We start from the raw sequence: 26,476 nt of genomic DNA, 5'->3' as shown, positions 1-26,476 counted from the left end.
ACCTGCTGAACTGCTGGACCGGCATCTGCGCCACCTGCCACCAACCCCTGCCCACCAGGACCACACCAAGATCAAGACAGACCTAACGGAGTCCTACTAGCCAACGTTCATGACCTGCACTGATGCCAACTATGTTCAGCAACTGTCGGTACGAAATCAGAGAGATAGTTGGCACTTTGGTACAGCGCAGGTCACAAGGGATGTCACACCGCAGTCGGCCATCGAAATGCACCTGGAAGTCTCGGTCACGGCAGTCCTCACCTGACGTATGGTGCAGCTCTGGCCATGGGATAGAGACGCGCATTACGGATCTGCACGGGCCATTGCCCCTGGAGTCGTAGTTGGCACTGGGCCCGGCACCGACCAGGCCTGCACAGCGATCAGGTCGTCAGCGGCCCCGTGTTCGCAGCTTCCGGGCGGTCATCCCTCGTCACCCAAATGCTCCAAGCTACGTCCCGTGAGCCGCATCGCATCCTGGCTCAGCAGGAGGGGATCCCGACAGCCGTGCTGGTCGCACGCTTCGGCGATGTGGTCGGCGTAGGCCGTCACGCGGTGGTGCAGACGCAGGCGCTCCTTGCGAAGATCGCCGGCCATCAGAGGACCCAGCTTGCCCACGAGTGCGGCACGTGCGGCGCCGCGGGAGCGGGCCCGGATGGTGGGGCTATGCACGTAATGGCCTTGCGTGACCTGGCGAAAGGTCAGGACGGTGCCGACGTCCGCATCGGCACGCTCGTGGAGACGACGCAGGCGGGGGATGCCAGCGGTGAGAGCACGCCGGTGCTCATCCGGCATGCTCCAAGTGGCAAGCGCGCGACGGTGCTGGCCGTAGTCGATGCGGTTGGGGTCGGACTCCAAACAGTCGGCGATCTGGTCGACTCGGGCTTCGAAGTCAGGCCAGAGTGCCAGTGTCTGCAGTTCGTCGCCGAGCCGGGTCAGGATCTTGGCGGCGATGCTCTTCGTTGAGCCGAGTTCGGGAGCGCAGGTGATCCAAGGGACGCCGGTGACAAGTTGAGCCAAGCGCAGGGATGCACGGCGGCTGGATCTGTACGGCACGCGGCCAGCGACCACCGGCGATCTCGGCGGCGCCCGGTGAGCGTCTGCGGCTGAGCCCGGTGGGGCGATCGGCGGCAGGGTGAGCATCCGGGAGCGGTCGGCTTCCAGCCGGTCCGCCGGACGGGTCTGCAAGGTGCGGTGGATGCGCCGGTTGGCCCTGGTCAGCCAGTCGGCGAGTCGGATGTTGAAGTCGGCCGGCGAAGTCAACACCCCGCCCGGGCAGGAACGACGTCTCGAGATAGCCGTTGGCCCGTTCGACCAGGCCCTTGGCTACTGGCTCCCGTGACTTGAAGAGCAGGAACTTGATGCCCAGCAGTCCGGCGAACGCGGCGAATTCGTCTGTGAGTTGGGGCGCCGGATCGCCAGGAGCCGACGGCGCCCTCGTTGTCCCAGACCAGCACCCGTGGGACGGCGCCCAGTTCTGTCAGCAGCCGCCAGTGCCCGGCGATCAGGTCGGCCGCCGACCTGGAGGGCAGCATCCGGGCGGTGATCCACCGAGAGTAGCCCGCGACCATGACCAGCACCGGCGGCCGCCCGACCTGGCCGAAGCCGAGCGGGATGTCGGCTGGCGGGAACCACAGGTCGCACTGGCCGATCTCGCCCGGCTCATAGACCGTCCGCGAGGCCGGATCCGCAGGCCGATAGGCCGGCCGCAGGTCCCGGACCCGGTCCTTGAGCACCGTCAGACCCGGTCCCAGCCAATCCACTCAGCGATCATCGTCGCGGGCATCTCAGGCCACTGCTCGAGCAGTTCACGAATCTGCGGCTCGACCGCGTCCGCGATCGAGCCCTTCGGCGCCCGCTGATACTTCAGCGGCGCGTCGTCCGCGATCGCCCGAACCGGCATCTGCTCGGCCCGATGAAGCCGGCGGATCTCCGCCCAGTCCTCCACGCTGATCACCACTCCTCCCGGCCTCACTCAACGAGCCAGACCCCTGGAGGGGGCCAACTTTCAAGCGCCGCCCCTGGTCCACTTTTCAGCCGTCGCCGACACAGAGCTACTTCATTCCCGTGGTGGCGATTCCCTTGACGAGGTAGCGCTGGCCGACGAGGAAGACGATGAAGACCGGAATCAGCGTGACGACGGACATCGCGAACAGCGATCCCCATGAAGCCCCGCTGGTGGCGTCGACGTAGTTGCGCAGGGCCACGGGTGCGGTCTGCAGTTCCGGATTGGTCAGGTAGATCAACTGGCCCAGGAAGTCGTTCCACGTCCAGATGAAGGTGAAGATGGCGGTGGTGGCCAGGGCCGGCAACGAGATGGGCAGCAGGATTTGGAAGTAGATACGCCAGTACCCGGCTCCGTCGATCTTGGCCGCCTCGTCCAGCTCGGTGGGCAGACTCCGGAAGAACTGGATCATCAGGAAGATGAAGAAGGCGTCCGTGGCGAGGAACTTGGGAACGATCAGCGGGAGAAACGTGTTCACCCATTCGATCTCCGAGAACATCACGTACTGCGGAATGATGAGGACGTAGATCGGCACCATCAGGGTCAGCATCATCATGCCGAAGAAGAACGGGCGCCCGCGGAACTGCAGCCGCGCGAAGGCGTAGGCCGCCATGGAGCAGCTGACCAGGTTGCCCAGCAGTGCCCCCAGGACGACGATCGCCGAGTTCGTCAGGTACACCCCGAACGGGTGCGACAGCGCGTTCCAGCCGTCGGAGTAGTGACCGAAGTCAGTCTCCGTGGGCAGCAGGGAGGGCTCACGGAAGATGAGAGCGTCCGGTTTGATCGAGCTGGCGATCATCCACAACAGCGGGTAGACCATCACGAGGCCGAAGGCGATCAGCACGACGTGCTTGGTGAGCGCGCGTATGCGAGCCACCCTCCTACGGCGCTGCGCGGCGGGAGTAGGCGCAGGAGCAGGCGAAGGAGTGTCTTCGGCCTTCAGGAGTGTCATCTCACTTACCGTCACCGTAGAACACCCATCTCTTGCTGAAGTAGAAGTTGATCGCGGTCAGGGCACCGACGACCACCACGAGCAGCCACGCCATGGCCGAGGCGTATCCCATGTGGAGCCGGCCGAAGCCCTCCTCGTACAGGTACAGCGAGTAGAAGAGGGTCGAGTCCGAGGGACCTCCCGTCCCCCCGCTGACGACGAATGCCTGGGTGAAGGACTGGAAGGAGCTGATGACCTGCAGAACGAGGTTGAAGAAGATGATCGGGGTGAGCAGTGGCACGGTGACGTGCCGGAACTGGTGCCAGCGGCCGGCGCCGTCGAGGGCGGCGGCTTCGTAGTACTGCTCGGGGATCTGCCGCAGACCGGCCAGGAAGATCACCATTGAAGAGCCGAAGGTCCACACGTGCAGGACGACGAGGCTGTACAGCGCGGTGTCCGGGTTGGAGATCCAGCCGGGCCCGTGGATGCCGAACAGTCCGAGGAACTTGTTCACCAGGCCGTCGGTGCCGAAGACCTGTCGCCACAGGATGCCCACCGCGACCGAGGCACCGAGGAGCGACGGCAGATAGTAGACGGACCGGTAGAACGCCAGTCCCCTGATGCCCCGGTTGAGGATCATCGCCAGGGCGAGGGCGACCGCCAGCAGCAACGGCACGCTCAGGGCGACGTAGGCGAAGGTCACGCTCAGGGATGTGCGCAATCGGGGGTCGTCGAGCATCTTGCTGTAGTTCTCGAAGCCCACCCACTCGGGAGAGCTCAGCAGGTTGTAGTCCGTCATCGAGAAGTACAGCGAGGCGATCATCGGGCCGAGCGTGACGCCGGCCATGCCGACGAACCACGGCAACAGGAAGACCCATGCGGTCCGTTCTTCTTTTCTGGCCGCCTGGCTGAGGGGGCTGCGGAGCACAGTCATCGTCCTCGGGTTCTTGGTTCGGGTGCGGGTTCAGGAGTCGCTCGACGACGGCTCGGCGTGCTGCGATGCGGACAGCGGACAGCGCACGACGGCGACGTCCGCCGCGTCGAGGACGAGCGTCTGCCCGGCCTCCAGGTGGCGTCCGGTGATCAGGTCGGTGCCGGAGCGGTCGAGGGTGACGGTCGCCTTGTCCTGCCGGTGGTTCAGCAGGAACAGGTACACATTCGTGTCCGTCCGTCGCTCGGTGACCTCGACGCCTCGTGGTGCGGCGTGCACCGGTCGCACCCCGGCACGATCCAGGACGTGCCGCACCAGGGCCTCGAGGGCGTCGTCGTCCAGACGTGTGCCGACGTACACGGCATGGCCCTGGCCTAGTTCGTGCTCGACCACCGCGGCTTTGCCGGCGAGATGCCCCTTTCGGTAGACGGCGAGCGGTCGGGCGGTCTCCGTTTCGAGGTCGTCCTGCCACAGGGAAGCGGTCGCGAGGAAACCGGTCAGGGCGGTCGGTTCGGCTGCCGCCCGGACCGGCACCGTGGCCTCGGCGGGCAGCGGAGAGAACTCCTGCACGTGCGCGCCGATGACCTCGCGCAGGGCCCCCGGATATCCGCCTTCGACGATCCGGTCGTCCTCGTCGACGATCCCGGAGAAGTACGAGACGACGAGATGGCCGCCGTCCTCCACGAACCTGTGCACAGCCGCACTGTGCTGACGTGTCATCAGGTACTGGTTGGGGATGACCAGGACGCGGTAGGGCGACAGATCGTCGTCGAGGGTGACGACATCGACGGCGACCTGGCTGTTCCACAGGGCCCGGTAGTGCCGGGCGACGGTGTCCCGGTAGTCGAAGGCGTTGTCCGGGTGGGCGCAGCCTTCCACGGCCCACCAGTTCTGCCAGTCCCAGACGATCGCGACCTGGGCGCTGGTGCGCGCTGTGGCGATCTCGTCGATGGCCCGCAGTTCGTTGCCGAGGGCCTTGACCTCCTGCCAGGTCCGTGTCTTCTCTCCGCCGTGCGGGAGCATCGCGGAGTGGAACTTCTCCTGCCCCTGGCGTGAGGCCCGCCACTGGAAGAACATCACCGCGTCGGAGCCGTGCGCGACGGCCTGGTAGGAGCCCAGACGCATCCGGCCAGGCTGCTTGACCTGGTTGGTCTTCCACTGGCTCACCGCGCCGGCCGCCTGTTCCATCAGCATCCAGGGCTGCCCGTCGCGCAGGGTGCGCATCAGGTCGTACTGGAAGGCGGCGACGGACATCGAGTGCGGCTTGCCGGGGTCGGGGTAGCAGTCGAACGCGACGACGTCGAGTTCCTTCGCCCACCGGTGGCTGTCGGTCAGCCGGCACCCGAAGAAGTTGGTGGTCGCCGGCACATCGGGGGTGATCTGGTGGAGCAGGTCGCGCTCCTGCGTGACCAGTTCCAGCAGGAGGTCGGAGGTGAAGCGGGAGAAGTCCAGTTCACGGGTGGGATTGACCCAGCCGCGCACGGGTCGGGGCAGGTGCACCTGGGACCAGTCGCCGTAGCGTTGGCTCCAGAACTCGGTGCCCCACCGGTGGTTGAGTTCGTCGAGGGTGCCGTAGCGCTGCCGCAGCCACTCGCGGAAGCGGTCGTCGCACAGGTCACAGAAACAGTCGGAGTGGTACTCGTTGCCGATGTGCCACATGGCCAGTGCCGGATGGCTCCCGTACCGCTCGGCAAGCTTGGTGGCTATGCGCCGGCTGCGGTCCCGGTAGACAGGGGAGGAGGGGCAGAAGTGTCCTCGACTGCCGATGCCGTGCCGCACTCCCTGCCGGTCCACCGACAGGATCTCGGGGAAATCCGTGGCGAGCCACGGAGGTGGCGCGGCGTTCGGCGTCGCGAGGTTGACATGGATGCCTTTCGCCCACAGCAGGTCCATGATCTCGTCGAGCCATGAGAAGTCGAACTCGCCGTCGGCCGGCTCCAGCATGGCCCAGGAGAAGACGCCCAGGCTCACGAGCCGCACGCCCGCGGCTCGCATGAGCCGGACGTCCTCCTGCCACACCTCCCTCGGCCACTGCTCCGGGTTGTAGTCCCCGCCGTAGACGACTCCCGGCAGTCGACTGCGAAAGGTGTTCATGCGCGGATCGTTCGTGCGCGGATCGGACACAGCGGGGATTCCTTCCGGAAGCGCTACTACATGTGGCAGCTCAGAGCTGGGACTTGATCTCGGAGATGAACTTCTTGGCCGCCGCCTTCGGCGACAGGCGGTCGAACAGCACGTCCTCGTTGAGGCGCTGGAAGATCTCCGGGACAGCGGGACCGGCCTTCGCGTTGGGGAGGTGCACCGCGGTCGGCTTCAGGGCGTTGGCACGGCGCAGGTAGTCGGCGATCCGCTTCTCAGCGGGGGACAACTCGGGCGTGATCGCCTTGAGCACGTCGGGGTTGACGGGAACACCGCGGTCGAACTTCCCGATCTTGCCCGCCTCGGGGGAGTTGACCAGGAAGTCGAGCAGCTGCGCGGCCTCCTTGGGGTGTTCCGTCCGCGCCGAGGCCCCGTAGAAGACGCCGGGCTTGGTGTAGGCGCCGACCTGGGCGGCACCGTCCTCGCCGGGGAAGAGCAGCAGCTTGGTCTCGCGCCCACTGGCGGCCTCCAGCGCGCCGAGCTGGGTGACGGACATCTCGGTCATGGCCGCCTTGTGCTGGGCGACAAGGTTCTGCTCGATACCGGCTCCTGAGGCCAGGGCCTCGACCGCTGCCTCGGGGCTGGTCGTGCCACCGCTGTCACGCAGCCTGACGACCCACTCCCAGTAGCCGGTCATGGTCTTCTCGGCGAAACCTATTTCGCTGCCGTCCTCGGTCCAGTAGTCCTCACCGTGCTGCCGCAGCCACGGGCCCACCATGTTGGGGTAGAGAGGCATCACACTGCCGACCAGTTTCGACTTCGACTTGGCGACGGCGGTGGCGGTCTTCACGTAGTCGTCCCACGACCACTTGGTGTCGTCCGGAATGGGCACACCGGCCTTCTTGAACGCCGCCGGATCCACGGCGACGCCGAACGCGCTGTCGCCGGCCGGGACGCCGTAGAGGCCGCCCTTCACGGTCGTCATCGACATCGAGTTCGGGGGCAGCTTGTCGGTGTTCAGCACGTCCTTGACCTTCTTCAGGTCCATCAGCTGCCCGTTGTCGATGTACGAGTACATGAACGGGTCCGTGATCTGCAGGACGTCGGGCATGTCACCGGCGGCCGCGCTGGTCGACAGCTTCTTCCAGTAGTCGTCCCAGTTGGAGTACTCGACCTGGACGCTGATGTTCGGGTGCTCCTTCTCGAACAACGCGATCATCTGCTTGGTCTGCTCGTGCCGGACGTCCGACCCCCACCAGTTGAACCGGATGGCGGTCTTGCCGCCGTCGTTGCCGGAGGAGTCCGCGGCGCAGCCTGCGGACAGGACGAGGGCGAAGACCGAACAGGTCATGCCGACCGCACGGAGTCGAGAGCGTCTGCTCGGACGGGACGAGTGGTTCATGGTGGGGCTCCTCTGCTGCCATCACTGGGCGGTGTGCCCAGACGGGGGAAACGTCGTCTCAGGAAGCCGGCGTAGGACGCCGGCTGTTTCGCCGCGTGGCGGCCAACTGCACAACTCGGCTGCTTTGCGGGCCGCGAAAGTTACTTGCGAACCGGTTGCCTGCCGCTGGCCCGGCTCGTCGGGATCCCGGGTGGGCCGCAGCGGCTCTGACAGGGGTTGTTGTGAACGTACGCTGGAGCCTTGGGTCGGTGTGCCGAGCTGATCCGCGGGGTTGACCGCGAGCGTCGTGCCGAGTTGAGGGCTGTGTGCGTCAGCAATAGTGAACGTTCACGCGGTGAGCGTAGTAACCGGCTACATCTCGGTCAAGAGGTCTCTACATAACGCTTGGGTACTTAGTGCGACTTCACCGGTTCCGGACCGGTACGGAAGCGGAACGCCACCGTGCGCGAACATGCCGGGTCAGCGTGTTCCGCGCGCTGCGGACGGGGGTTCGGGCGCGTATGTCCGCCCGGACGCCCGTTGTACGACGGCCGGTTGGTGGGGCCGACGGGCTACATGGTGTGGTTCGTCCTCGCCGGTCCGGACGACTCGCGCAGCACGAGGCGGCAGTCGAGGTCCAGATTCAGTTCCGGCTCGGTCTCCTCGCGGATGCGGGCGAGCAGGGCCCGCATGGCCCGCCGGCCCAGGGCCTCGCGGTCGAGATCCACGGTGGAGATGGACGGGTTGAAGTACGCGGTGAACTCCTGGTTGTCCCAGCCGAAGACACTCACGTCCTCCGGGACGTGCCACCCGCGGTCCTGGAAGCCACGGATCACGCCCATGGCGACGTCGTCGTTGGCGGCGAGGACCGCGGTGACACCGGAGTCCGCCGACAGGCCCTGGGCCGCGTCGTATCCGGACCGCACGGACCAGTCACCGTCGATGACGGCGTAGTTCTCCAGGCCCCGCTCGGCGACCGTCCGCAGATAGACCTCGCGTCGCTTGCGTGCCGACATCCAGTCCGTGCTGCCGGCGACATGGACGAAACGCCGATGGCCCAGGGAGACGAGGTGATCGATGATCATGGCGGCCGGCTCGCCGTCAGCCGTGATCCCGTGGGACCGCATCTGGTCGTCGTACTCACCTATGACGACGGTCGGAGTATGGTCCAGCCCCAGCTTCTCCAGGTCGCCGATGGGGGTGAAGGTCAACACTCCTTCGGCCTGACCGGAGTCGAGCAGGGCGCGGACGCGGTCGCCCCTGACCCGTTCGTCGCCTTCCAGGCCGACGATGTCCAGCAGGTAACCGGCCGCCTGTGCCTCGGCGGACGCTCCCCGCAGGATCTGCGAGGGCACGAAGGCCGTCATGGCCGGCAGGACCACGGTGACGCGGTTCGACTTGCGGGTGCGCATCGACCGCGCCACCAGGTTGGGCCGGTAGTCCAGCTCGGCCACGGCCTGTTCTATGCGGGCCACCGTCTGCGGCTTCATGCCACCGTTGCCCCGCAGGAAGCGCGAGACGGTCTGATGCGACACCCCCGCGTGCGCCGCGACGTCGAGGATGGTGGGACGCTTTCTGGACGGCGGCTTCGGCCGTTTCACGTCCCGCTCCGCTCTCTCCGGTCCCGCGTCCACCGTGCCGCCCCCCGCCGCATCTCCACGCCCCGCACGCCCATCGGTACTGTACTGCCGAGTTCTCCATGGCAGGCCGGGTCCTTTCCTCTTGCCGTCTCGCCGGACCCGAACGCATGGGCCGGTCGAGCCCGGCTGCCCTGCGGATCGTCCGGCCCGGCCGACCGCATGGTCCCTGTCCGGGCCGTGCGGCCGGCCGCCGAATCCGCCGTCACCCGGCGGCTCGCGTTCCTCATGTCAGACCTGCACGGTCCAGTGCTGGTTCGTGTGCGACTCGTCGTTCCAGCAGGTGTACTGCAGCAGTCGGGCCCCGTCCGTCATGAGGGCCCGGTCCACGTCGAGGCACTTGCCGGAGTGACGGGCGATGATTGCGACGTAGCCGGTGCCGGTGCCGCTCAGCCGCCACTGCTGGCTGGGGCGGCCGTCGCAGGTCTGCTGGACGATCGCGGCCGTGTTCGCCGTGGAGGAGCCGGCCACGTCCAGGCACAGGCCCGAGTGCCGGGAGAGGATCTGGTAGTAGCCCCCGCCGACGTCGTGCAGCTGCCACCGCTGGTCGTCGCCGCCCGAGCAGCCGGCCTGTTCGATCGCGGCGCCGGCCGTGGTCGAGGAGCCGACCGCCTCGGCGCACTTGCCGGAGTGCCGCGCCTTGAGCGTCGTCGTGTCGGCCAGCTGGGACAGTGTCGAGTTGAGGACGGGCACGTAGAAGTCGGTCATGCCTGCGATGTTCGGGTGCGTCCCGGTGCCGCCACTGCCTGGGAAGGTGTTTATGAGGTTGTCGAACGTGTACGCCACCCGCTGGGCGTCAGCACGCGTGTCGAGGGTCGCGTCCGCGAAGACGTCGGCCACCGCGATGCCCCACTTCTGAGCGGCTTGCAGGTACACCTGGCGCAGGGCGAGTTGGGTGTCCCAGTCCCGCGAGCCCATTTTGTGGGCGGCCACGTACACGAGCTGGGCGGACGGCCACTTCTGCCGCATCGTGCGGATGGTGGTTTCGAGCGTTCCGGCGTACGTGCCGGTGTCGAACGTGGCGGGGTCCTGGGAGGCGCTGACGGTGCCGACCGTGTAGGTGTGGTTGGTGTAGATCTCGCCGGCGTCGTTCGTGCCGCCGTCGAAGACGACGAAGTCGGGCGCCTGCGCGTTGGCGTTCTGCACCTGGGTGAGGATCTGATTGCTGGTCGGACCCACGGTCGCACCGTTCACCGCATACTTCGTCAGCGTCATGCCTTCACGTTCGGCGAGGAAATTCATGAAGCTGCGGGAGTACTTGTGCCCCCAGACGATGCTGTCACCGAAGGCGTAGACGGACGAGCCAGTGAGGGATCCGTAAGCGGGGTTCGCGGGGCGGGTCAGGCGGAAGTTGTCGATGGACTGCACACCGCTGCCGTAGTAGTTGCAGGCGACGAACTTCGCCAGGTTGGTCCCCGTGATGGTTTTCGTGCCGGAGGCCAGCACGATCGGCGCGGCCTCCTTGCTGGTGATCGTGTACTGGACCTTGTGGAGGGTGAAGTCCATGTGCAGATCGACCGTGTACCACTTGGTCCGGTCAAAGCTGATCTTGGTCCAGGTGGGATTGAGTGAGTCCGGAGCGGAGGTGGAGTCCGAGTCGGGTCCGGTCACGGCGTAGCGGAGTTCCGCTGCGGTCGCGGCCAGCCCGAAGACGAGGTGTCCGGCGCTGTCGCGCAGTTCCAGACCGGTCTTCATCCCGGTGCTGGTGATGGCCGTCTTCCAGTCGAACCGCAGGTCGAGCGTCTTCTCCTGGGCGATCGACGACGCGAACGGCCGCACGGACGTCGTGTAGTTGCCCATGCCCTTCGTAACATCCAGTACGCCGTTGCCGATGGCGGCCCCGACCGGGAAACCGAAGTTCGCGGGGTTCGTCTGAGCGTCGAACGTCTCGTTGGTGAACGTCGCGCCGGGGGTTTCGGCGGCGGAGGCGGCCGGAGCTGTGAGGAAGGCCGCGAGGAGCAGGGTGCCGGCGGCCAGGGAGCCGGCCCATCTTCGGGGCCGACGGCCCGTTCTGCGCATGACCGTATACACGTGATCTCCCTTGATCTGGTGATACCGACCGGTGCCCGGCGGGGAGGAAGGTGCCCGGCCGTGGCTCGGCCCGAGGGCGCACAGAAAAGCCACGAAGTACCGGGAGCGATGAGGTGTCCGACAACAGCAGGGGCAACTTAGTGATCGTTCACCTGAGCAGTCAAGATGTCTGCGGGTGATCGTTCACTACGTGGGGGTCCCACCGGCACGACCTGAGCCGACCGGCTCTGGACTGCGAAGCAACTCCCCCCGTTCACACCATTGACACACAAGCGTTTCAGCCAGTCTTATGTGCGCCATCGTTGGTTTCGGCCACCATCTGATCGCCAGGGCCTCGCCATCACCTGTCGGCTCGATCGCCCCTGCGCCCGACCCCTCTGCCTCGAAGGTTCCTGACGGGCACCGCCGAACCCTCAATCGTGATCGTTCACTATCCGGCAGAAGTTCACCTGACACGGAGGTAGTGCAATGAAGTCGAACACCGGCCCTTGGTCGCGCCGCAGATTCCTCGCCACGAGCGGGGCGGCAGCCCTCGGGGGCATGGCGCTGAACCTCGTCGGCGGCCTCCCGCGGGCCGCCGCGGCCGGCGGCGTGGTGTCCCACGTCGACACCTCGAAGTCCACGTACGACAAGATCACCCTGATGGTCGACGGGAAGCCCTTCTTCCACAGTGGCGTCCAGTTCCGGTACGAGAAGCACAAGTACACGTTCGGCTGGACGGACGCCCAGCTGAAGCCGGTGCTCGGGATGATCCGCGACGACGGGTTCACCGTGGTGAACATCCCGATCTGGTGGTCGAAGGTGGAGACCTCGAAGGACGTTTTCGACTTCACCGACATCGACCGGTACCTGGCCTGGTGCGGGGAGTACGGCCTCAAGCTGGAACTCCTGTGGTTCGGCCACGAATCGACCGGTTCCTCCCTGGCGGCCCGGATGCCGACCTACGTGATGAACGACTACCAGTTCGTGGTGAGGTCCGACGGCACGAGGCTGACCCTGAACGGCAACCCTCTGCTGGACAAGACCGATCCCAACCTGCTCGCCAGGGAGAAGTTCGTACTCGGCCGGCTCATGACCCACCTCGCGGCCGCCGACACCGCTCACACCGTCGTCGGCATCCAGGTGCTGAACGAACCGAACGTGTCGAAGCAGCAAGGCGGCTCGTCCATCGACCGCAGCTACAGCACCTACAGCACCGACCGCTGGAACAGCGGCGGGTACACCGACGCGACAAAGTTCCGCAAGGACGTGCTGCTGGACTACCTGACCCAGCTGGGACAGGTGATCAAGCAGTCGGACTACTCGGTGTACACCCGGACCAACATCGCCGGCAGCGGGGACACGGTGCCGGTCGCCGAGAACGAGGTCCTCAGGGCCCAGGGCACGTCGACCATCGACTTCTTCGGTAAGGACCCGTACACCACGGGCCTCGACACGCTCTACAACTACGGCAGGGACGCCGTCTGGGCCCAGGGCAAGAACTTCCCCATGATCATGGAGAACTTCGGAGGAACCCCGGCAGCGGACGTCGAGAAGTTCAACGGCATCGCCGGCAACACCGCCTTCAATCTGTACGCCGCCCTGGACCCCGACTCCAGCACGGGCAGCAGCAACCACGGCCTGTACGACTTCAACCCCACCACCAAGGTCGTCACCCGCAAGGCCGTCTCGGACAAGGTCGCCCGACTCAACCACGTGCTGAACAAGATCCACCGGGACCTCGCCAGCAAGCGTCCGGTGGAACGCGGCGGAACCGACCTGCAGACGTTCAACCGGAGCGCGACCGCCAGCAGCACCACCACCAAGCCCGTGGGCGGCGTCAACATCACGTTTACGACATCGAGCGGTGCGCAGGCATTCGGCGTCAGTCGCGGTGCGGCCGAGTTCGCTTTCACCACCACGACCCAGGCCACGTTCACACTGCCGGGAACCATCGGCGTCGTACGGTCCGTCGAAATCGGCCAGTACGACGCGAACGACACCTGGGTGAAGTCCGGCACCAAGGCGTACAGCACCGTGTCCGGGGACACCGTCATCGCCCTGGCGGCCGGCGAATGCGTGCGGGTCGCCTACCTCGTCAGCGGCGCGCGGTACAAGCTGAGGAACACGTCCTCGGGCAAGTACCTCGACACCGATGCGAACGGTGCGGTCATCCTCTCGTCCGGGACCATCTACGACGACCAGGACTGGATCGTCGCCAAGGACTCGTCCGGATCCTGGACCATCAAGAACGCGCGAACGGGACGCTTCTATCTGGAGACCGGCGCCGCAGACAACAACGTCATATGGAACACCGGCACTGTTTCGGACACCTCGCTCTGGGACCTGGAAGGGGTCGCGGCAGGCGGGCTCCGCGTCAGGAACACCCACACGGGAAGGGCCTACCTGTACGGGAACTCCGCGGGTGAGGCGAAGTGGAACACCGGAACGCAGGACGCGAACACGGTCTGGGAGTTCCAGCCGAAGTAGCCGCCCCCGCCGTCCCGTCCCCCGCGAGGCCGGAAAGGCGGTCCACGCGGGGGAGGGGACGGCGCAGGGTGCCCGTGTAATGATTGCTGCATGACTCAGGCCGACGTGTTGCGGGCTCTGGACGCCAGGGCCGCCGGCCAGTGGGGTCTGGTGACCACCGCGCAGGCGAAGCTGGACGGCGTGCAGGGCGTCCAGCTCCTGCGGCTGGAGCGGTCCGGGGCGCTGGAGAGTGTGGGCCACGGGGTGTACCGCCTGGCCGCCTCTCCCCAGCCGGAGCACCTCAGGATCAAGGTGGCGTGGCTGCGGCTGGATCCCGGGACCCCGGCGCGGGACCGCCGTACGGAGGGCTCCGGGGCGGGCGTCGTCTCCCACACCTCCGCGTGCGCGGTGCACGGCCTCGGCGGCCGGCCCGCCGACTTCGTGGAGCTGACGGTCTCGTCCCGCCGTACCACTCGTGACGAGACCGTCGTGCTGCACCGCGCCGCCATGGACGCCGGGGACATCACCGTCGTCGACGGGCTGCCCGTGACCACCGTGCCGCGTACCGTCGTCGACCTGCTGGAAGCCCGTGCCGACGCGGCCCGTACGGGCACGTTCGTCGCCGAAGCCGCCGCCCGTGGCTTCGTGCGCGTCGACGACCTCGCGCCACGGGTCGCGGGCTTCGCCGGTGCCTACGGACTGCCCGCGGACGCGTCCGGCGCGGAGCTGCTGGAGTTCCTGTGCGAGCAGGCGGGGCGCCCTCTGCGGGCACGGAAGGCCGGTCGGCCCGCCGCGAAGGCCGCCGGTCCGGGGACGGCCTCCACCCCGGAGAGGAAGCGGCCCACCATATGGGAGGTCGCCAAACGGGCCGGCGTGTCGCACCAGACCGTGTCCCGGTTCCTGAAGAACGACAGCGGCATGAAGCCGGCGACGCGAGCGAGGATCGAGCGTGCCGTCGCCGAGCTGGACTACCGGCCCAACCTCATGGCGCGGTCGATGCGCACGCAGCGGTCCCACCGGATCACCATCGTGCTGCCCGAGTTGAGCGGCTTCGTTCCGATCCCTCTGCTGAGGGGCGCCTCGTCCGCGGCGCACGAGGCCGGGTACATGACCGACGTCGTCGGGCTGGAGGGCGGCGAGTCTCGGCGCGCCCGCAGCGTGCTGTCCCTGCTGGAGGCCCGGCAGGCGGACGGGGTGCTGTCGCTGGTGCCGCTGGGGGACCTGGCCGGCGGCCAGGGCGCCGGGCAGTGGCCCGTGGTGGTGCTGGGCGAGTACGACGACAAACTCCAGTCCCGGGGACGGCTGGCCGACGGACGGCCCGCCGAGGAGATCCTGCGTCACCTCGCGGACCAGGGACACCGCCGGTTCCTCCACGTCGCCGGCTCGCAGCACTGGGCCTCGGCACGCAACCGGCGGGCGGTCTACGTAGAGGCGGTCGAGCGACTGGGCCTGGAGTCCTACGGCGTCGTCGACGGGGACTGGTCCGTGCGCTCCGGCTACGAGGCCGCGCGGGACCTGCCCGACGATTCCGGCGTGACGGCCGTGCTGGCCGCCAACGACTACGTCGCACTGGGGGTGCTGCGCGGCTTCCAGGACCGCGGAACGCGGGTGCCCGAGGAGATGAGCGTCTTCGGCTGGGACGACGAGGAGTTCACCCGGTACTTCTCGCCGAGCATCTCGACGGTGCACATCAACAAGGAAGAGGTCGGCCGGCAGTCGATGCTGTCGCTGCTCGCTCTCCTGCGCGGCGAGCCCGAGCCGAAGTCCGAGGTGGCGGATCTGTTCCACCTCGTGCCGCGAGGGTCGAGCGGCCCGGTCAACCGCTGAGTCCGGTCGGCGTTCCCGGTTGGGCATCACGCAAAATGTGAACGATCACTACGTAACTCTTGACCACTATGGTGACCGTTCACTACGTTCGGGCTGCCGCCCTGTTCGTATCGGCGAGAGCCCAGTTCGTCCGACAGAGCCGTTCCCCTCGACCGCACGGTCACGCGTGCACGCCTTGGGCTGAGCAGGTCGAACCGACCTTCTTCGTCAGCGGTTGACGAACCCCCGGTGCCGCGCCCAGGCACCGCCCGAGCTTCCACGAAAGAGCCACATGACTGAGTACAGCCAGCCCGCGAGGGTGGCGATCGTCGGTGCCGGCAAGATCGCCGACGGCTGCCACATGCCCGCCGTCCAGGCCCAGAACGGCGAGGCGACCGTCATTGCCGTGGTCGACGTCGACCTGCGGCGCGCCGAGGCGTTCGCTGCCCGCTGGGGCATTCCCGCCGCCTACGACAGCCTCGACCGGATGCTCCAGGAGCAGCACCCGGACCTGGTCATCGTCTGCACGCCCCCGATCGCCCACAGCGAGGCCATCACCGCCTGTCTGGACGCCGGCGCGTCGGTGTGGTGCGAGAAACCCCCCACCCTCTCGGTCGCCGAGTACGACGCCGTCGCCGCCCACGAGCGCGAGGGCGGCCCCTACGTCTCCTACGTCTTCCAGCACCGGTTCGGGTCCGCCGCCCGGGCCCTGCGGGAGCACATCCGCACCGGCAGCCTCGGCGCTCCTCTGGTCGGTGTCTGCCACACCCTGTGGTACCGGGACGACGCCTACTTCGACGTCCCGTGGCGCGGCAAGTGGGAGACCGAGGGCGGCGGTCCCACCATGGGCCACGGCATCCACCAGATGGACCTCATGCTGGCCCTGATGGGGGAATGGACCGAAGTCCGCGCAGCCGTGGGCACGTTGGCCCGCGAGGTGGAGACCGAGGACGTCTCCATGGCAATGGTCCGCTTCGCCAGTGGCGCCATGGTGTCCATGGTCAACAGCCTCCTCTCCCCCCGCGAGACCAGCTACCTGCGCTTCGACTTCCCCGAGGCCACGGTCGAACTGTCCCACCTCTACGGCTACGACAACACTCACTGGACGTGGACCCCCGCACCTCACCGGGCCGAGGCCACGGCCGCCGAGCTCGGGGCACCGCTCGACGACGAGGCCAGTTCGCACGCCGCGCAATTGCGCCTGCTGCTGCGCTCCCTGCGCGCCGGGCAACGCCCCGAAGCCAGTGGTGACGACGGCCGCCGCGTCCTGGCCTTCATCGCCGCCCTGTACCAGTCGGCGACGACCGAACGTCCCGTCACCCCGGACGTGATCACCCCGGACAACCCCTTCTACCACTCCATGAGCGGCCGCCTCCGCGCCGCCCAGGACAACGCCGACAAGGAGAAGACCGGTGTCTGACACTCACTTCCGGATCGAACACGACGAGGCCGGGACCAAGTTCGTGGTGTCGGCCGCGGGCACGGACCTCGCCACGTACGTCTACCGGCCGGACAGTCCTCTCGAGGAATCCCCCAAGCCGTATCTCTACCCGTTGAAGACCCTCTCCGGTGCGCCCGTGGGTGTCTACCGGCCCTGGGACCACCGCTGGCACAAGGGCCTGCAGATGACCTGGTCGCATCTGTCCAGCGACAACTTCTGGGGTGGGCCCACCTTCGAGCAGGGGGCGCCGGGCCACGGCTACGTCTGGCGCGAGAACCACGGACGGCAGGTGCACCGCGGCTTCGGCCGGCAGGACGACCGCGGCATCGAGGTGTCGATCTCGGAGGTCCTGGACTGGGTGGCCTCCAGCGACGAGGTGTGGATCGACGAGACCCGCACCCTTCGCTTCCACAGCGCCGACACCGAAGACGGCGTCTGGGCGCTGGACTTCACCACCGACCTGACCAACGTTCACCGCGTGCCGCTGGAACTGGGCAGCCCCACCGCACACGGCCGCCCCAACGCCGGATACACCGGACTGTTCTGGCGCGGGCCCCGGGCATGGACCGGCGCGGACGTCATCGCCGACGGGGGTCATGAAGGCGACGCCGTCATGGGCACCCAGGGCGCCTGGGCGGCCATCACCGGCGAACACGACGAGATCGACGGCGGTGCCACGGTCCTCGCCTACGCCGGCACCACCACGGCCGCCGTCCCGCTGAAGTGGTTCGCCCGCAGCAGTGCCTTCGCCTGCCTCAACCCGTCGCCCGCCTTCGACACCGAGATCAAGCTCGAGCCCGGTGAGACCCTGTCCCTGAGCCACCGCTTCGTGTTCATCGACCGCATGGTGGACCGCCGTGAACTCGAGCCGATCGCCCAGAGGTTCACGCCGTGACCGCCCTCCCCGACTTCCCCGGAGCCGTGGGACTGAGCCAGCTCGAGGTGTACCCCTGGCCCACGGCGGACGACGAACACGGCGGCTCGCCCCACATGCACCTCGTCTGCTCGGAGTGCTACGTCGTCGTCAGCGGCCACGGCCGGCTGGAGACCCTCAACTACAAGGGCCACACGACGACCGAGCTGCACCCCGGAGACACGGTCTGGTTCACCCCTGGCACGATCCACCGCGCCATCAACGACGAAGACCTGCGCGTGATCGTCGTCATGCAGAACAGCGGCCTTCCTGAGGCGGGCGACGCAGTCATGACTTTCCCGCCCGCGCACCTCTCCCCCGAGACGTATCCGGACGCGGCCTCGCTCCTCGACGCCGACGGGACCCGCGACCCCGAGCGCGCCCAGGCACGCAGGGACCTGGCCATCGAAGGGTTCAGGGAGCTGACGCACCAGTGGCGGCGCGGCAACCGCTCGGCCTACGAGGACTTCTGCGCGGCAGCCGTGCGACTCGTCCAGCCACGCCTGGATGCCTGGGAGAAGACAGTCGACGACGGTGCGCTGGCCGCCGCACAGGCGGCACTGCGGCAGATCGATTCGCTGCGCAACGGCGACTTCAACCACCTGTACAAGGCGACCGTCTCACGTATCGCCCAACCGCCCCGGCAGACGCTGGGCATGTGCGGTTTCCTGCGCGCCTACGACCCGGCCCGCCGGGCCGGCACATCGGCCGAGCCTCAGTGACGCCCCACCACCCGAACACGTCCGAACAGGTGCTGATCAGCCCGGGTTCGAACCAAGGAAAGTGTTTCGCATGAGTTCGATGCTGCCGGAAGGCGGTAGGAGCGCCGACGCGGCCACCGCCCCGGTCTTGTCAGGGATGTATCCCGATCCATCGGTGTGCCGAGTAGGCGAGGACTACTTCCTGGCGAATTCGTCGTTCGAGTACAGCCCCTGCGTCCCGATCTGGCATTCCCGGGACCTGGTGTCCTGGCGTCAGATCGGCAACGCCCTGACGAGGGACGACCAGTTCCCCGCAGGCCGGTCGCCGTCGAGTCGCGGCATCTACGCTCCGACGCTGCGCCATCACGGGGGACGGTTCTGGCTGATCACCACGAACATCGACGATGCTCGCGGTGGTCATCAGGTTTACCACGCGACCGACCCCACCGGGCCGTGGTCGGCGCCGGTGTGCCTGACCGAACTCGACGGCATCGACCCGGACCTGGTCTGGGACGACGAGGGAACGTGCCTGATCACCTACTGCTCGTGGTCCGAGACCGAGATCGGCATCAGGCAGGTCGCGGTCGATCTGGAGCAGGGCGTGGTCCTCGAGCAGCCGCGATGGATCTGGCACGGCACCGGCCTGGCCCATTCCGAGGGGCCGCACCTTTACCGGCGCGGCGACTGGTGGTACCTGGTAATCGCCGAAGGCGGCACCGACCGGGGCCACGTGGTGTCGGTCGCACGCTCACGCAGTCCCCGCGGGCCGTTCGAGGCAGCACCGCACAATCCGGTCTTCAGCCACCGCAGCACGGCTCATCCCATCCAGAACGTCGGTCATGCCGATCTGGTGGAGCGCCCCGACGGGACGTGGGCAGCGGTGTATCTCGGTACACGGCCGCGCGGCCGCAGTCCGCGCTTCCACGTCAACGGGCGTGAGACGTTCCTCGCCGACGTCTCCTGGGTGGAGGACTGGCCGCACTTCAAGCCGGCGAGCGCAGGCGTCCCCACCGGGCAGCGGGACTTCGAGGACGACTTCTCCGCGCCCGGACCGCATCTCAGGTGGGTCTCGCCAGGGGAGCGTCCCGACCGGTTCGTCCGCAGCGTGCCGGAAGGGGTGGTCGTGCGTCACGCACCGAGCGAGACCGGCGAGCCTTCGGGCCTGTTCACGCGGGTCGGCGGAGACCACTGGGAGGCCGACTTCCTCGTCGATCCAGGGGAGGGTGTGTTCACCGTCGCGCTACGGCTCGATGGTGCTCATTGGTACGGGCTGCGCGTCGCCGACGGCCAAGTCACGGCCGTCGCACGGATCGGACAGATCCAGACGACTCTCGGCTCCGGCCCGCTGCCCGACTCCCCTGTCAGCCTCCGCATCCGATCCACGCCGCCGACCTGGAACGGACCGGACGACATCGAACTGGGCATCGGTGACGGAACCGGCACCGATGTCCTCGCCCGCCTGGACGGACGCTATCTCTCCACCGAAGTGGCGGGCGGGTTCACCGGGCGCTTGGTCGGCCTGTGGACCGAGTCTCGGGAGGTCCTTGTCCGCCGGGTCCGGTTCGCCGAACAACTCGTGTGACACCGTCCCGTGACGGACTCACTCCTATCCCCCAGGCTCTGCCTCACGAGGCGCTTTCCGGCTTGGCATCCGGAACCGACATGGCCCAGGTACCCATGGCGTCGAGGACGTCGCGCAGCCCCCCGCGGGCATGGCGTTCAGCCGACGGCGGGTGCCTCCTCGCACGGCTTCCACCAGAACGACTTCTGGGGAGCTGACCGTCCCGGTCCAGTGTGCACGGCTGTTCAATAGACGTCGCGGCGGGCGTTGCGGGGCTCCTTCTGTGCGTCGACGGACCGACGCCGTGGCGAAGATCGGCACGTCGAACGCCCCGGCCCGAGAGGTGCCGCACCTCACCTCTCACCACTCCGTGGGCTTGATCCATCCCAGGGTCCACATGTGGTCGAAGCTGCCTCGCCCCGAGACGTTCGGCGGCCTGGTCGGGAACGCGGCCCGAGCCAGGTGCATCGAAGTGATGCGCCGTCACCTCTGAGAAATGAGGGTGATCTTGATGCCAACTATCCCTCTTTCGTGCCAACTATAAATCTTCGTCACAAACAGCTAACGCCGTACCCGCGGCATCCCCAGGCCGATCCACGAGATGATTTCGCGCTGGATCTCGTTGTTCCCGCCGCCGAAGGTGAAGATCACGGCCGAGCGGTAGCCGCGCTCCAGCTCCCCGTGGAGCACCGCGCCCGCCGAGCCCTCCTTCAGGGCTCCGGCCGCGGCGACGATCTCCATGAGCCAGGCGTACGCGTCCCGGCGCGCCTCGGAGCCGTACACCTTCACGGCGGAGGCGTCCTGCGGGGTGAGGGTGCCCTCCTGGACGGCGTTCACCATCTGCCAGTTGAGGAGTTTCATCGCGTCCAGCTTGGTGTGGGTCTGGGCGAGGCGGCGGCGCACCCAGGGCAGGTCGACGACGCGGCGGCCGTCGGCGAGTTTGGTCTCCATGGCCCAGCGCTGCACGTCGTGCAGGGCGCGGATGGCCATGGTGCCGTGGGCGGCGAGGGTGACGCGTTCGTGGTTGAGCTGGTTGGTGATCAGCCGCCAGCCCTTGTTCTCCTCGCCGACGCGGCGCGAGACGGGGACGCGGATGTTCTCGTAGTAGCTCGCGGTGGTGTCGTGCGAGGCGAGGGTGTTGATGAGGGTGCAGGAGTAGCCGGGGTCGGAGGTCGGGACGAGGAGCATGGTGATGCCCTTGTGCGGGGGTGCGTCGGGGTCGGTACGGACGGCCAGCCACACCCAGTCCGCCGTGTCACCGTTCGTCGTCCAGATCTTCTGGCCGTTGACGACGTAATCGTCACCTTCCCGTACAGCCCTGGTCTTGAGCGCGGCCAGGTCCGTGCCCGCGTCGGGCTCGCTGTAGCCGATCGCGAAGTCGATCTCGCCGGAGAGGATCTTCGGCAGGAAGTACGCCTTCTGCTCCTCGGTGCCGAACTGCATGATCGTCGGTCCGACCGTGTTCAGCGCCATCAGCGGCAGGGGTACGCCCGCCTGGGCCGCCTCGTCGAAGAAGATGAACTGTTCCATCGGGCTCAGCCCGCGCCCGCCGTACTCCTTCGGCCAGCCCACCCCGAGCCAGCCGTCGGAGCCGAGCCGGCGGATGGTCTCGCGGTAGAACCGCTTCTGCGCGGCCGGGTCGGCGTACCGGGCGTGCACGTCCTCCGGTACCAACTCGGTGAAGTAGGCGCGCAGTTCGGTGCGCAACTCCTGCTGCTCCGGCGTGTATTCGAGATGCACGGCGCCTCCTGGCTCCCACGGGGCTCCCACTGGCCTGCTGCTCCGGCCGCCCGATCCTGACGGCGCACACCGTAGAACGTGTTCCAGAAATTGGGAACACGCAGGAGTGGGTGACAGTGGATGGCACAAGGAAAGGCCCCCGGTTGTCCGGGGGCCCATCTCTTGACTCAACTGCTCACTGCGGTACGGGAGTTGCCTGTGTGGCGCTCCCCCGCCGGGCGGCAGCCGTACGCGGAGCCAGTATGCGCTCCGCGAGGTACCCGAATAGCAGGCCGTACGCCGTCCACAGCGTCACCTGGATCGCGAGGGCGGCCAGCCGGTACTGCCACAGCAGGGTGCCGGGGAAGCCCTCGGGGACGTTGTTGAAGGACGGCAGGAGCGCGTAAGCCAGACCGACGACGAGGACGAAGAAGGCTCCCGCGGAGAGGGTGGCGTTCCAGTTGCCCAGGCGTGGCGCGAGGCGCTTGCCGAGGATTACCGTGCCGACGGCCAGCAGCACGCTGAGCACGACCATCAGGAAGTACAGCGTGGTCCGCTGGTTGAGGGTGTCGGGGTTGCCGACGGCCGGCGGGTTGGCGGGGTACTTCAGGAACGGCACGACGTAGACGGCGAGCAGGCCCGCGGTCGACAGCAGCAGCGCGCTCGCACGCGGCCCGAAGCGGCCGATCCTGCCGAGTGCGAAGCAGTACGCGAGGGCGGCGATGCCGCCGAACGCGACGCCGTAGACGAGGACGCCGGTGCTCAGGCCTGCGGTGGACTGCATGGTGCGGCTGACGAGTTCCTCGCCGCCGTGCTCGTGGGCGTGTGCCTCCTCGAAGGCGATGGCCTCGTCGACGCGTGGTTCGCCGAGGAAGTAGGCGACGACCAGGGCGAGCAGGCCCGCGGCGAGTCCCGCGAGCATGCCACGCACCAGGAGGTTTCTGACGGTTGCTGAGTCCATGTGCTCGTACGCTTCCTCGTCGCCGTCAGTGGCAGGGGAAGCCGAGCAGATGGCGGGCGTCGTGCACCCACTCGTGCACGCCTTCACCGGAGAGCAGGGAGGTGGCTCCCTGCTCGGCGCCGACGAAGTAGAGCAGGACCAGCATCAGGATGCCGAAGAAGACCGCCCAGGGGGCGATCGCGCCGATCGGCAGCTTGGCCGGCACGGCGGCCGGTGCGGCGGGGTTGGTTGCGCTCGGCTGAGCGATGGACTGCGCCATGTGGCAGGACCTCCTGGGGAACTCGCGTCCCGTCTTGGTGGTGCACAGGACGACGGCCACGGGTCTGACTTACCCGGCCTGAACCGCCCCTGGCGGGTGGCGGTCAGTACGGGCTTACAGTGGCGCGACCGTGCCGGATTCTCACCGGCTTCCGTCGAACCGTCGTCAATATCGACGAGACCGTATCGCGAAGCGGGGAGGCGGCCAAGGGCGCACGCGGTGCCGGAGCGTGCGCCGTTGCCCTGGTCACGCGCCAATTCCCGGTGCGGGCAAGGGCTTTGAGCGGGCGTTTGAGTACGAGAGTGGGCCGATGACCAGCCGAGTGATGTTGATCTCACCAGCGATCAGTGCTGCCTTGCGGGAGGCGCGTTTCGACGACGGATGCTCCCTCGATGCCGCCGGGCTGCGGCTCGCGGAGGCGGCCGAGGGTTCGTTGCCCGCTGTGGACCGGGCCCTGGTCTCCCCCGGCGTGCGCTGTCGCGAGACGGCCGCCGCGCTCGGTCTCGACGCCGCGGACGAGCCCGGGTTGGCGGGACTGGACGTCGGCCGCTGGCGCGGCGCGAGCCTGGCCGAGGTGAGCGCCGGGGAACCGGAGGCGGTCGCACGCTGGCTGGCGGATCCGTCGTACGCACCGCACGGCGGTGAATCCGTACGCGGGTTGTGCGACCGGGTCGCCAAGTGGCTCGATGTGGCTGGGCAGTTCGAGGGCCGGACCCTCGCCGTCGTCGAGCCGGAGATCGTACGGGCCGCGGTGGTACGGGCGCTCGGCGCCCCGGAGGCGGCGTTCTGGCGGATCGACGTACCGCCGCTCACCGCGACGGAGCTCAGCGGGCGGGCCGGACGCTGGAACGTACGGGTGGGCCGGACGCTCGGCGGCTGACAGTCGGAGGGGCAGGCGGCGGCCCGTCACCGCGGGCCGGCCGTCACTCCAGCAAACTCGTCACCTCAGCAGGGCGAGGAAGTCCGTGCAGGCGCGCGCACAGTCCCGGCAAGCCAGCGCGCCCTCCTCGGCGTCGGGGTTCCGGTCGAAGACATGCGCGGTCTCCAGGCAGACGGCGCGGCACCACTCGACCTGGGCGCGCGTTGCGGCCTCGTCCTGCCAGGTCTGTTCGGCGAGCACGCGGCAGGTCGCGTCGCAGACCTCCGCGCACATGATGCTCTTGCGCCGCAGCTGCTGCTGGTCTTCGGGACCGTCGAGATCGGCCAGACTCGCGCGCAGCGCACACACCCGCGCGCAGTCGGTACACGCCTGCGCACAGGCGAACCGGTCCTCGAGGAATCGGACGAGTTCCTGCTGATCTGTCGCTGCCACGCTGTCCGGGTAGCCGTACGCCGCCTCGCCAAACCCGATGGCGTCACCAAGCGGGCACGAGATCTGCCGTTCCCACCCGTGCCCAACCGCACTCGGCGATCGATACTTGACCCGCAGGCCTTGAGAGATCCAGGACGCGGCCACGGCTGCTCACCTCACCCGGAGGTACGGAATGAAGATGCTCATCAACGTCGCGGAGACGGTTGTCGCGGACGCGCTGCGGGGCATGGCCGCCGCGCATCCCGAGCTGACCGTGGATGTCGAGAACCGGGTGATCGTACGGCGGGACGCTCCGGTCGCCGGGCAGGTGGGCCTCGTCTCCGGTGGAGGTTCGGGGCACGAGCCGCTGCACGGCGGGTTCGTGGGTCCGGGGATGCTGTCGGCGGCCTGTCCGGGCGAGGTGTTCACCAGCCCGGTGCCGGACCAGATGGTGCGCGCGGCCGCCGCCGTGGACAGCGGCGCCGGAGTGCTGTTCATCGTGAAGAACTACACCGGGGACGTACTGAACTTCGACATGGCGGCGGAGCTCGCCGAGGACGAGGGCATCCAGGTGGCGAAGGTGCTCGTCAACGACGACGTGGCGGTGACCGACAGCCTCTACACGGCGGGGCGGCGCGGCACCGGCGCGACGCTGTTCGTGGAGAAGATCGCGGGCGCCGCGGCGCAGGAGGGCCAGTCGCTGGAGCGGGTCGAGGCGGTTGCCCGTCAGGTCAACGAGAGTTCCCGCAGCTTCGGTGTCGCCCTGAGCGCCTGCACCACTCCGGCAAAGGGCAGCCCCACCTTCGATCTCCCGTCCGGTGAGCTGGAGTTGGGCGTCGGCATCCATGGCGAGCCCGGCCGTGAGCGGCGCGCGATGATGACGTCGCGGGAGATCGCCGACTTCTCGGTGAACGCGATCCTGGAGGACCTGAGCCCCAGGAATCCGGTGCTGGTCCTGGTCAACGGCATGGGTGCGACGCCGCTTCTGGAGCTGTACGGCTTCAACGCGGAGGTGCAGCGCGTGCTGACCGAGCGTGGCGTCGCCGTGGCGCGCACACTCGTCGGCAACTACGTCACCTCGCTCGACATGGCAGGAGCCTCGGTGACGCTGTGTCAGGTCGACGAGGAGCTGCTGCGGCTGTGGGACGCTCCGGTGCGTACGGCGGGCCTGCGCTGGGGCATCTGACCTGAGACCGGTCAACTCCCTTGCCAGGCAAGCACCCAGACCAGCACTACGACTACGCAAGCACCATGCGAGGAGATCCTGTGCTCGACGCCGACTTCTTCCGCCGTTGGATGACGGCAACCGCCGCGTCCGTCGACCGCGAGGCGGCGCGGCTCACCGCCCTCGATTCGCCGATTGGCGACGCCGACCATGGCAGCAATCTGCAGCGCGGCTTCACGGCCGTGACGGCCACGCTGGAGAAGGAGGCGCCGGGCACGCCGGGTGCCGTCCTCATGCTCGCCGGGCGTCAGCTGATCTCGACGGTGGGCGGTGCGTCGGGTCCGCTGTACGGCACGCTGCTGCGCCGTACCGGGAAGGCGCTCGGGGACGCGGAGGAGGTCAGCGAGGAGCAGCTCACGGACGCGTTGCGCACCGGGGTGGACGCGGTGATGCAGCTCGGCGGGGCGGCGCCCGGCGACAAGACCATGATCGACGCGCTGGTGCCCGCGGTCGACGCGCTCGGAGATTCCTTCGCGGCAGCGCGGGCCGCCGCCGAGGAGGGTGCCCTGGCCACCACGCCCTTGCAGGCCCGCAAGGGCAGAGCGAGTTATCTGGGTGAGCGGAGCATCGGGCACCAGGATCCCGGTGCCACCTCCTCCGCCCTGCTGATCGCGGCTCTCGAGGAGGCGGCCGGTGAGTGACGAGAAGCTGGTGGGGATCGTGCTCGTGTCGCACAGCGCCGCGGTGGCCGCCTCGGTCGCCGACCTGGCGGCAGGGCTCGCGGGCGGTGGCACGACCGCGCCGGTGGCTCCGGCAGGCGGGGTCGAGGGCGGCGGCCTCGGCACCAGCGCCGAGCTGATCTCCGCCGCGGCGGCCTCCGTGGACCGCGGCGCCGGTGTCGCGGTCCTCACCGACCTCGGCAGCGCGGTCCTCACCGTGAAGACGCTCCTCGCCGAAGGTGACGAACTCCCGGCCCACACCCGCCTCGTGGACGCCCCCTTCGTCGAGGGCGCGGTCGCCGCGGTCGTCACCGCATCGTCGGGAGCGGACCTCGCGGCGGTGGAAGCGGCGGCTGCGGAGGCGTACACGTACCGAAAGGTGTGACCCGGCCACGGCACAGCCGTGATCGGGGGGCCGGCCGGCTTCTCGGCGGAGCGGACGGTGACCACGGGGGCGGCCGGGCGCTGGTGAGGGCATGCGGTTGGATCGGGCCGCCAGT

23 protein-coding genes and 1 riboswitch are annotated in these 26,476 nt (G+C 68.2%); of the genes, 10 read left to right on the top strand and 13 right to left on the bottom strand.

From position 1 onward, the window contains the following. Positions 1-420: 420 nt before the first annotated feature. The 9 genes from ABD357_RS15255 to ABD357_RS15220 form a co-directional block, all read right to left on the bottom strand. A complete protein-coding gene (locus tag ABD357_RS15255) occupies positions 421-1,053 on the bottom strand; it encodes a hypothetical protein (protein WP_344390550.1) in 633 nt (210 codons plus the stop codon). Positions 1,054-1,256: 203 nt separating this feature from the next. Beyond that, positions 1,257-1,733, bottom strand: coding sequence for a DDE-type integrase/transposase/recombinase (locus tag ABD357_RS45005; protein ID WP_486389222.1), 477 nt, complete (start codon positions 1,731-1,733; stop codon positions 1,257-1,259). Positions 1,734-1,735: 2 nt separating this feature from the next. Then, the gene (locus ABD357_RS44715) at positions 1,736-1,954 is read right to left on the bottom strand and encodes a hypothetical protein (protein WP_425584875.1); all 219 of its coding nucleotides are present in this window, start codon (positions 1,952-1,954) and stop codon (positions 1,736-1,738) included. A 97-nt stretch (positions 1,955-2,051) separates the two neighbouring features. Next, positions 2,052-2,879: a carbohydrate ABC transporter permease gene (locus tag ABD357_RS15245; RefSeq protein ID WP_344390527.1), complete on the bottom strand. Its 828-nt coding sequence runs from the start codon at positions 2,877-2,879 to the stop codon at positions 2,052-2,054. A gap of 76 nt (positions 2,880-2,955) precedes the next feature. Next, positions 2,956-3,867 (bottom strand): carbohydrate ABC transporter permease, encoded by a 912-nt coding sequence (locus tag ABD357_RS15240; protein ID WP_149830988.1) that lies wholly within the window; start codon positions 3,865-3,867, stop codon positions 2,956-2,958. 30 nt (positions 3,868-3,897) lie between these two features. Continuing rightward, a complete protein-coding gene (locus tag ABD357_RS15235; RefSeq protein ID WP_344390526.1) occupies positions 3,898-5,958 on the bottom strand; it encodes a beta-galactosidase in 2,061 nt (686 codons plus the stop codon). Positions 5,959-6,028: 70 nt separating this feature from the next. Continuing rightward, on the bottom strand, positions 6,029-7,345 hold the full coding sequence (locus ABD357_RS15230) for an ABC transporter substrate-binding protein (protein WP_344390524.1): 1,317 nt from the start codon (positions 7,343-7,345) through the stop codon (positions 6,029-6,031). 551 nt (positions 7,346-7,896) lie between these two features. Next, on the bottom strand, positions 7,897-8,925 hold the full coding sequence (locus ABD357_RS15225) for a LacI family DNA-binding transcriptional regulator (protein WP_344390523.1): 1,029 nt from the start codon (positions 8,923-8,925) through the stop codon (positions 7,897-7,899). 267 nt (positions 8,926-9,192) lie between these two features. Then, complete coding sequence (locus ABD357_RS15220) at positions 9,193-10,992, bottom strand: RICIN domain-containing protein (RefSeq protein ID WP_344390522.1); 1,800 nt, start codon at positions 10,990-10,992, stop codon at positions 9,193-9,195. A 468-nt stretch (positions 10,993-11,460) separates the two neighbouring features. Here ABD357_RS15220 and ABD357_RS15215 point away from each other — a divergent pair, with 468 nt between their 5' ends. The 6 genes from ABD357_RS15215 (at position 11,461) to ABD357_RS15190 (ending at position 19,883) form a co-directional block, all read left to right on the top strand. Then, positions 11,461-13,461 (top strand): RICIN domain-containing protein, encoded by a 2,001-nt coding sequence (locus ABD357_RS15215; RefSeq protein WP_344390520.1) that lies wholly within the window; start codon positions 11,461-11,463, stop codon positions 13,459-13,461. A 90-nt stretch (positions 13,462-13,551) separates the two neighbouring features. After that, complete coding sequence (locus tag ABD357_RS15210; protein WP_344390519.1) at positions 13,552-15,267, top strand: substrate-binding domain-containing protein; 1,716 nt, start codon at positions 13,552-13,554, stop codon at positions 15,265-15,267. A 271-nt stretch (positions 15,268-15,538) separates the two neighbouring features. Then, entirely contained in the window at positions 15,539-16,666 is a 1,128-nt protein-coding gene (locus ABD357_RS15205; RefSeq protein ID WP_344390517.1) for a Gfo/Idh/MocA family protein, read from the top strand. After that, the gene (locus ABD357_RS15200) at positions 16,659-17,582 is read left to right on the top strand and encodes a DUF6807 domain-containing protein (RefSeq protein ID WP_344390516.1); all 924 of its coding nucleotides are present in this window, start codon (positions 16,659-16,661) and stop codon (positions 17,580-17,582) included. Before ABD357_RS15205 ends, ABD357_RS15200 begins: the two co-directional genes overlap by 8 nt. Beyond that, positions 17,579-18,322, top strand: a complete 744-nt coding sequence (locus ABD357_RS15195) for a cupin domain-containing protein (protein ID WP_344390515.1) — start codon at positions 17,579-17,581, stop codon at positions 18,320-18,322. The genes ABD357_RS15200 and ABD357_RS15195 overlap by 4 nt, the downstream gene beginning before the upstream one ends. A gap of 70 nt (positions 18,323-18,392) precedes the next feature. After that, entirely contained in the window at positions 18,393-19,883 is a 1,491-nt protein-coding gene (locus tag ABD357_RS15190; RefSeq protein ID WP_344390514.1) for a glycoside hydrolase family 43 protein, read from the top strand. 540 nt (positions 19,884-20,423) lie between these two features. On the opposite strand, the gene ABD357_RS15185 is transcribed toward ABD357_RS15190, so the two are convergent. The 3 genes from ABD357_RS15185 to ABD357_RS15175 all read right to left on the bottom strand — a co-directional run bounded on the left by ABD357_RS15185 (position 20,424) and on the right by ABD357_RS15175 (position 22,801). Further along, positions 20,424-21,602, bottom strand: coding sequence for an acyl-CoA dehydrogenase family protein (locus ABD357_RS15185; RefSeq protein ID WP_344390513.1), 1,179 nt, complete (start codon positions 21,600-21,602; stop codon positions 20,424-20,426). Between the two features lie 175 nt (positions 21,603-21,777). After that, positions 21,778-22,542, bottom strand: coding sequence for a CbtA family protein (locus ABD357_RS15180; RefSeq protein WP_344390512.1), 765 nt, complete (start codon positions 22,540-22,542; stop codon positions 21,778-21,780). Between the two features lie 25 nt (positions 22,543-22,567). After that, a complete protein-coding gene (locus tag ABD357_RS15175) occupies positions 22,568-22,801 on the bottom strand; it encodes a CbtB domain-containing protein (protein ID WP_344390511.1) in 234 nt (77 codons plus the stop codon). 37 nt (positions 22,802-22,838) lie between these two features. Beyond that, a riboswitch (cobalamin riboswitch) is annotated at positions 22,839-23,001 on the bottom strand. A 110-nt stretch (positions 23,002-23,111) separates the two neighbouring features. On the opposite strand from ABD357_RS15175, the gene ABD357_RS15170 reads away from it, so the two are divergent. Beyond that, positions 23,112-23,681, top strand: a complete 570-nt coding sequence (locus tag ABD357_RS15170) for a histidine phosphatase family protein (protein WP_344390509.1) — start codon at positions 23,112-23,114, stop codon at positions 23,679-23,681. Positions 23,682-23,741: 60 nt separating this feature from the next. Here ABD357_RS15170 and ABD357_RS15165 read toward each other — a convergent pair whose 3' ends face one another. Then, entirely contained in the window at positions 23,742-24,113 is a 372-nt protein-coding gene (locus ABD357_RS15165) for a four-helix bundle copper-binding protein (protein WP_344390507.1), read from the bottom strand. A 172-nt stretch (positions 24,114-24,285) separates the two neighbouring features. Here ABD357_RS15165 and dhaK point away from each other — a divergent pair, with 172 nt between their 5' ends. The 3 genes from dhaK (at position 24,286) to ABD357_RS15150 (ending at position 26,361) form a co-directional block, all read left to right on the top strand. Then, positions 24,286-25,278, top strand: coding sequence for a dihydroxyacetone kinase subunit DhaK (dhaK, locus tag ABD357_RS15160; RefSeq protein WP_344390506.1), 993 nt, complete (start codon positions 24,286-24,288; stop codon positions 25,276-25,278). Positions 25,279-25,358: 80 nt separating this feature from the next. Continuing rightward, entirely contained in the window at positions 25,359-25,958 is a 600-nt protein-coding gene (gene dhaL, locus ABD357_RS15155; RefSeq protein ID WP_344390548.1) for a dihydroxyacetone kinase subunit DhaL, read from the top strand. After that, positions 25,951-26,361 (top strand): PTS-dependent dihydroxyacetone kinase phosphotransferase subunit DhaM, encoded by a 411-nt coding sequence (locus ABD357_RS15150; RefSeq protein WP_344390504.1) that lies wholly within the window; start codon positions 25,951-25,953, stop codon positions 26,359-26,361. The genes dhaL and ABD357_RS15150 overlap by 8 nt, the downstream gene beginning before the upstream one ends. Positions 26,362-26,476 lie beyond the last annotated feature (115 nt).

The organism is Streptomyces vastus (assembly GCF_039532825.1).
Classification (GTDB): Bacteria; Actinomycetota; Actinomycetes; order Streptomycetales; family Streptomycetaceae; genus Streptomyces; species Streptomyces vastus.
Note: the sequence above shows the minus strand (reverse complement) of the source record. Positions and strands in the feature narration are given on the sequence as shown.